At 66.8% G+C, this 6513-nt stretch carries 6 protein-coding genes; 3 read left to right on the top strand and 3 right to left on the bottom strand.

The window, feature by feature from the left end:
- Positions 1-214: 214 nt before the first annotated feature.
- Complete coding sequence (tyrS, locus tag IHD13_RS16420; RefSeq protein WP_195862119.1) at positions 215-1411, bottom strand: tyrosine--tRNA ligase; 1197 nt, start codon at positions 1409-1411, stop codon at positions 215-217.
- Positions 1412-1523: 112 nt separating this feature from the next.
- On the opposite strand from tyrS, the gene IHD13_RS16415 reads away from it, so the two are divergent.
- Complete coding sequence (locus tag IHD13_RS16415) at positions 1524-2651, top strand: anhydro-N-acetylmuramic acid kinase (protein WP_195862118.1); 1128 nt, start codon at positions 1524-1526, stop codon at positions 2649-2651.
- Positions 2652-2660: 9 nt separating this feature from the next.
- Here IHD13_RS16415 and IHD13_RS16410 read toward each other — a convergent pair whose 3' ends face one another.
- Both IHD13_RS16410 and IHD13_RS16405 read right to left on the bottom strand, forming a co-directional pair.
- Complete coding sequence (locus tag IHD13_RS16410) at positions 2661-3803, bottom strand: PilT/PilU family type 4a pilus ATPase (RefSeq protein ID WP_195862117.1); 1143 nt, start codon at positions 3801-3803, stop codon at positions 2661-2663.
- 42 nt (positions 3804-3845) lie between these two features.
- On the bottom strand, positions 3846-4880 hold the full coding sequence (locus tag IHD13_RS16405) for a type IV pilus twitching motility protein PilT (RefSeq protein ID WP_195862116.1): 1035 nt from the start codon (positions 4878-4880) through the stop codon (positions 3846-3848).
- 47 nt (positions 4881-4927) lie between these two features.
- Between IHD13_RS16405 and IHD13_RS16400 the strand changes: the two genes are divergently transcribed.
- Both IHD13_RS16400 and proC read left to right on the top strand, forming a co-directional pair.
- Entirely contained in the window at positions 4928-5641 is a 714-nt protein-coding gene (locus IHD13_RS16400; protein ID WP_195862115.1) for a YggS family pyridoxal phosphate-dependent enzyme, read from the top strand.
- A 38-nt stretch (positions 5642-5679) separates the two neighbouring features.
- Positions 5680-6501 (top strand): pyrroline-5-carboxylate reductase, encoded by an 822-nt coding sequence (gene proC / locus IHD13_RS16395; protein WP_195862114.1) that lies wholly within the window; start codon positions 5680-5682, stop codon positions 6499-6501.
- The last annotated feature ends 12 nt before the right edge of the window (positions 6502-6513 follow it).

The following is a 6513-nucleotide window of genomic DNA, read 5'->3' as shown; positions in this document are numbered from 1 at the left end:
CAAGCACTTTTGCCACTCATTGCCGCCGGTGACGATGGCCGTCGCTGGCAGCGGATGCGTACTTTACGGATTTACCGTGGCCCCTGCAAGCCCTATTTTCCAGAAAGTTACCCACAGCCGGAAAAGGCCGACCGCCTGTGGATGAATCCATGGGCCGGAGACGACAACGCCCGCTCGGAAGCGGGCGTTGTTCACGGCGAACGGGCATGGCCCCTCAGGCGATGGTTACCCGGGCATAGCGCTTCTTGCCGGCCTGGATCACATAGCTCTTGCCGCTCTCGAGCATCAGGTCGCGGGGGGCCACCTCACCGTCCACCTTGACCCGACCATTGCCCAGCATGTCCTTGGCCTGGGCACTGTTATTGGCCAGCCCGGAGCGATTGAGCACGGCGGCAATCGGGGCCTGGGCACCGTCGAAATCGACGCTCACCTCCGGCAGGTCCTCCGGCAGCTCACCATCGGCCAACTGGTTACCGGCAGACTTGTGGGCATTGGCCGCGGCCTCTTCGCCGTGATAGCGGGCGATCAGCTCGCGAGCCAGGACCATCTTGATGTCGCGGGGGTTGGCGCCGGCGGCCATGTCGCGCTTGAGCGCCTCCAGCTCCTCGTTACTCTTCAGCGAGAGCAGTTCGAAGTAGCGCCAGATCAAGCTGTCGGGCATGGAGACCAGCTTGTTGAACATCACGCCCGGGGCCTCGTCGACGCCCACATAGTTGCCCAGCGACTTGGACATCTTCTGCACGCCGTCCAGGCCCTCGAGCAGCGGCATGGTGATCACCACCTGGGGCTCCATGCCGTAGTGCTTCTGCACCTCGCGCCCCATCAGCAGGTTGAACTTCTGATCGGTGCCACCCATCTCGATGTCCGCCTCCAGGGCCACGGAGTCGTAGCCCTGCACCAGCGGGTAGAGAAACTCGTGAATGGAGATGGACTGGCCAGCCTTGTAGCGCTTCTCGAAGTCATCGCGCTCGAGCATCCGTGCCACGGTGCTCTGGGCCGCCAGCTCGATCATCCGGGCGGCATTGAGTTCGCTGAACCACTCGGAGTTGAAGCGCACCTCGGTTTTCTCGGGGTCGAGGATCTTGAACACCTGCTCCTTGTAGGTCTGGGCGTTGGCCTTGACCTCTTCTTCGGTGAGCGGCTTGCGGGTGACGTTCTTGCCGGTGGGATCGCCGATGCGCCCGGTGAAGTCGCCGATCAGGAAGATGATCTGATGCCCCAGGTCCTGAAACTGGCGCATCTTGGTGAGCAGCACGCTATGCCCCAGGTGCAGATCCGGGGCCGTGGGGTCGAACCCCGCCTTGATACGCAGCTTGCGCCCCGAGGCGAGCTTCTTCTTCAGCTCGTCCTCCAGCAGGATTTCATTGGTACCGCGCTTCAACAGCGCCAGCGCGCTCTCGACATCGGTCATCGTACCCTTACTCCACAGAAAGCGGTGTTGACGGCAAAACAGCTTGACGAATGGGACGGGATGTTAGCATGTCTTGCCCAGCACCGTTGAGAGCCTGCGAGGAGTCGCCAAGATGCCGCTATATATCGGCCTGATGTCGGGCACCAGCCTGGATGCCATCGATGCCGCCCTGGTGGACTGCAGCGCCCCGGCACCACGCCTGCTGGCGACCCGGGGGGGGGCCATGCCCGAGACGCTACGCAGGCTGCTGTTGCGCCTCTGCCATGCCGAGGGCGCTTCCTTCCGTGAACTGGCCGAGGCGGAGGAGACCTTCTGTCGGCTACAGGCCCAAGCGGTCACCGAACTGCTCGAGACCAGCGGCACCACTATCACGGAAATCGCCGCCATCGGCAGCCATGGCCAGACCCTCGAGCACGCCCCCGAGGGCCACGCTGGCGGTGCGCCCTACACTCTGCAGCTGGACAACCCCAGCCGGCTGGCGGAACTCACCGGCATTAGCGTGGTGGCCGATTTTCGCCGTCGCGACCTGGCCGCCGGTGGCCAGGCCGCCCCCCTGGCGCCGGCCTTCCACCAGGCGCTGTTTCGTCACCCCGAGGAGTGGCGCCTGGTGCTCAACCTGGGCGGCTATGCCAACCTGACCCTGCTGCCGCCGACCGGTCACCCGGCCGCCGTGCTGGGTTTCGATAGCGGCCCCGCCAATGCCCTGCTGGATGGCTGGTATCAGCGCCATCAGGGCGGACGCTTCGACGCCGATGGCGCCTGGGCCGCCGGCGGCCGTGTCGACGAGGCCCTGCTGGCTCGCCTGCTGGCCGATGACTACTTCCGGCGCTCGCCGCCCAAGAGCACCGGTCGTGAATACTTCCACCTGGCCTGGCTGGAGCGTCATCTCGATGGCCATGAGCCGCCCCGGGACGTCCAGGCGACCCTGGCCGAGCTGACCGCCGCCAGCGTGGCCCTGGCCATCGAGCAGCTCTCCACGGACCTGCCCGAGGCCCGGCCCGCCCGGCTGCTGCCCTGTGGCGGAGGCGCCCATAACCCCCACCTGCTGAGTCGCCTCCAGGCCCGACTCCCGGGCCTGACACTGACGCCCTGCGCCGAGCTGGGCTGGCCCGCCGACTGGCTGGAGGCCGGCGCCTTCGCCTGGCTGGCCTATCGCCGCCTGAACGGGCTGCCCGGCAACCTGCCCTCGGTGACCGGCGCCAAGGGCCCCCGGGTGCTGGGCGGGGTCTACGCCGCCTGAACCGCCACGCTAAAAGTCATCCCCCGAGCGCAAGCTAAAGCGCTCGCTGCCACTCTTGGCCTGGTCCACCACTTCGCTGTTGGGATCGCCAAACTTGATCATCATGCGCAGGTCGTTGGCGGAGTCGGCATGCACCAGGGCCACGTCTTCGCTGACCACTCCCGCTCGATAGAGGTCATAGAGCGCCTGGTCGAAGGTCTGCATGCCCAGGTCCCGGGAGCGCGCCATGACATTCTTGATCTCGCTCACCTCGCCCTTGCGGATCAGGTCGCTGATCAGCGGCGAGCGCAGCATGATCTCGATGGCCGCGCGGCGCTCTCCCTGGGGAGTGGGCAGCAGCTGCTGGGCGACGATGGCGCGCAGGTTGAGGGAGAGGTCCAGCCACACCTGGTCGTGGCGCTCGGAGGGGAAGAAGTTGATGATCCGGTCCAGGGCCTGGTTGGCATTGTTGGCGTGCAGCGTCGCCAGGCAGAGGTGGCCGGTCTCGGCGAAGGTCAGGGCGTGCTCCATGGTCTCCCGGGTGCGCACCTCGCCGATCAGGATCACATCCGGGGCCTGGCGCAGGGTGTTCTTCAGCGCCACCTCGAAGGAGTCGGTATCGATGCCCACCTCGCGCTGGTTGATGATCGCCTTCTTGTGAGGGTGCACGTACTCGATGGGATCCTCGATGCTGATGATATGCCCCCCCAGCGTCTCGTTGCGCTGCTGGATCATCGCCGCCAGGGTGGTCGACTTGCCGGTGCCGGTGCCGCCCACCACGAATACCAGGCCGCGCTTGATCTCGGCCAGCTCGCCCAGGGCCGGCGGCAAATAGAGCTCCTCCAGGTGGGGAATATCGAAGGCGATACGCCGCAGCACCATGGCCGGCTGGTTGCGCTGCTGGAAGGCACTGACCCGGAAACGCCCCTTGCCCGGCAGGCTGATGGCGAAGTTGGCCTCGTGGTCGGTGGCGAAGCGCACCCGCTGGTTCTCCGGTACCGCCGCCTGCACCAGCTCGGTCACCTGGGCCTGGCTCAGCCCCTGTTCCCCCATGGGGGTCAGCTTGCCGGCGATCTTCAGGGTGGGCGGCGCCTTCACCGAGATCAGCAGATCCGAGGCCTCCTTATCCACCATGATCTGCAACAACTGCTCGAGCCATTCGTTCGCGGTCATGGGTTATCCCTCGCTCGTCTGGTTGGGGTAATGGCCGCCGACTCAGGTCGGCAGGATCGCCTTGGCCTTGGCCTGGGCCTCGTCCCGGGAGACCACGCCATCGCTGACCAGGCGCGCCAGGGCCGAATCCAGGGTCTGCATGCCCAGGTTGCCGCCGGTCTGGATCGCCGAGTAGAGCTGCGCCACCTTGTCCTCGCGGATCAGGTTGCGTACCGCCGCCGTGGCCACCAGGATTTCGTGGGCGGCCACTCGCCCTCCGCCGATACGCTTGAGCAGGGTCTGGGAGATCACCCCCTGCAAGGATTCGGAGAGCATGGAGCGCACCATGGTCTTCTCCTCGCCGGGGAAGACATCGATGATCCGGTCGATGGTCTTGGCCGCCGAGGTGGTATGCAGGGTGGCGAACACCAGGTGGCCGGTCTCCGCCGCGGTCAAGGCCAGGCGAATGGTCTCCAGGTCGCGCATCTCCCCCACCAGGATGACGTCTGGGTCCTCGCGCAGGGCGCTGCGCAGCGCCGGGGCGAAACCATGGGTATCGCGATGCAGCTCACGCTGATTGACCAGGCAGCGCTTGCTGCGGTGGACGAATTCCACCGGGTCCTCGATGGTCAGGATATGGTCGTAGCGAGTCTCGTTGACGTAGTCGACCAGCGCCGCCAGGGTGGTACTCTTGCCCGAGCCGGTGGGCCCGGTGACCAGCACCAGGCCACGCGGCATCAGCGCCAGGCGGCGAAAGACCTCGCCCAGCCCCAGGTCCTCCATGGTCATGATCTCGGCGGGAATCGTGCGGAAGGCGGCGCCGATGCCGCGCCCCTGGTTGAAGACATTGACACGGAAACGCGCCACCCCCGGCACCTCGAAGGAGAAGTCGGTCTCCAGGTGCTCCTCGAAGTCGCGGCGTTGCCGGTCGTTGAGAATGTCGTAGACCAGCTTGCGCACCTCGCGATCCTCCATGGCGGGCACGTTGAGGCGACGGATGTCGCCATCCACCCGGATCATCGGCGGCAATCCCGACGAGAGATGCAGATCCGAGGCGTTCTGCTTTGCCGAGAATGCCAGCAGTTCGGTAATATCCATGCGATTCCCCCTGTTCCCTGCTCCTAATTGTAAGGACGTGTATCAGTATGACAGAGGTTGCGCTTTCCGAGTCGTTGGCAGCGGCGAATCGACGCCTGGCCGAGGCCCTGGCCCAGGCCGGTCGCGAGCCCGCAACGGCGCGGCTGCTGGCGGTCAGCAAGACCAAGCCCGCGTTGATGGTGCGTGAAGCCTATCGACTCGGCCAGCGCGATTTCGGCGAAAACTACCTCCAGGAGGCCCTGGAGAAGCAGGAAGCCCTGGCCGATCTGCCCGATCTCGTCTGGCATTTCATCGGCCCCCTGCAATCCAACAAGAGCCGCGCCGTGGCCGAGCATTTCGCCTGGCTGCACAGCCTCGACCGGGAAAAGCTGGCCCGGCGCCTCTCCGAACAGCGCCCGGCGCATCTGCCACCGCTCAACGTCTGCCTGCAGGTCAATATCAGCGACGAGGCCACCAAGGCCGGCGTCACCCTCGACGACCTGCCGACCCTGGCCGAAACGGTCGTCGCCTTGCCGGGGCTCTGCCTGCGCGGCCTGATGGCGATTCCTGCCCCCGCCGAGGGGCTCGAGGCTCAGCGCCTTCCCTATGCCAGGCTGCGCCAGGCCCTGGAAGACTTGCGACAACGCTTCCCCGAGGCGCCCCTGGATACCCTCTCCATGGGCATGAGCGACGACCTGGAGGCCGCCATCGCCGAGGGGGCCACCTGGGTCCGCCTGGGCACGGCGATCTTCGGCGCCCGCCCCAAGACACCCCGGCCCTAGGCGACCACCTGGGCCCCACGCAGAGGAATCGATTCCCTATGGCTAGCCAAGTGACGTTCATCGGTGCCGGCAACATGGCCAGTGCCATCTTCGGCGGCATGATCGAGGGCGGCTACCCCGCCTCCGCCATCACCGCCACCTCACCCAGCGACGACCACCTGGCGCCGCTGCGCCAGCGTTATGGCATCCGTACCGAGACCGACAACGCCCAGGCGGTCGCCGACGCCGACGTGGTTGTGCTGGCGGTCAAGCCGCAGATCATGCGCGGCGTCTGCGAGGCGATGCGCGATGCCATCCAGGCCCGCAAGCCGCTGATCGTCTCGGTGGCCGCCGGCCTCTCCGCCGAGACCCTGGAGACCTGGCTGGGCGGCGAGCTGGCGGTGATTCGCTGCATGCCCAATACCCCCTCCCTGGTGGGCGCCGGCGCCTCCGGCCTCTACGCCAATGCACGAGTCAGCGAGGAACAGCGCCAGCTGGCCACCGGCCTGCTGGAAGCGGTAGGCCTGGTAGAGTGGGTCGAGGAGGAAGCCCTGCTGGAGGCGGTCACCGCCATCTCCGGTAGCGGCCCGGCCTACTTCTTCCTGTTCTTCGAGGCCCTGGAAGCCGCCGGCGTGCGCCTCGGCCTGCCCGCCGACAGCGCCCGCCGCCTGGCCCTGCAGACCGCCTATGGGGCGGCACGCATGGCCCAGCAGAGCGACAAGGACCCGGCCACCCTCAAGCAGAACGTGATGTCGCCGGGGGGCACCACCGAGCGCGCCATCCACAGCTTCGAGGACGCCGAGCTGCGCCGCATCGTCGAAGAGGCCACCGAGGCCTGCGCCGCCCGCGCCCGGGAGATGGCCCAGGAACTCGGCCAGTAACGCCGCCATTCG

Source organism: Halomonas sp. 328 (assembly GCF_015645095.1).
Classification (GTDB): Bacteria; Pseudomonadota; Gammaproteobacteria; order Pseudomonadales; family Halomonadaceae; genus Bisbaumannia.
The sequence above is the reverse complement of the archived record's forward strand: the minus strand, read 5'-3'. Positions and strand labels throughout refer to the sequence as shown.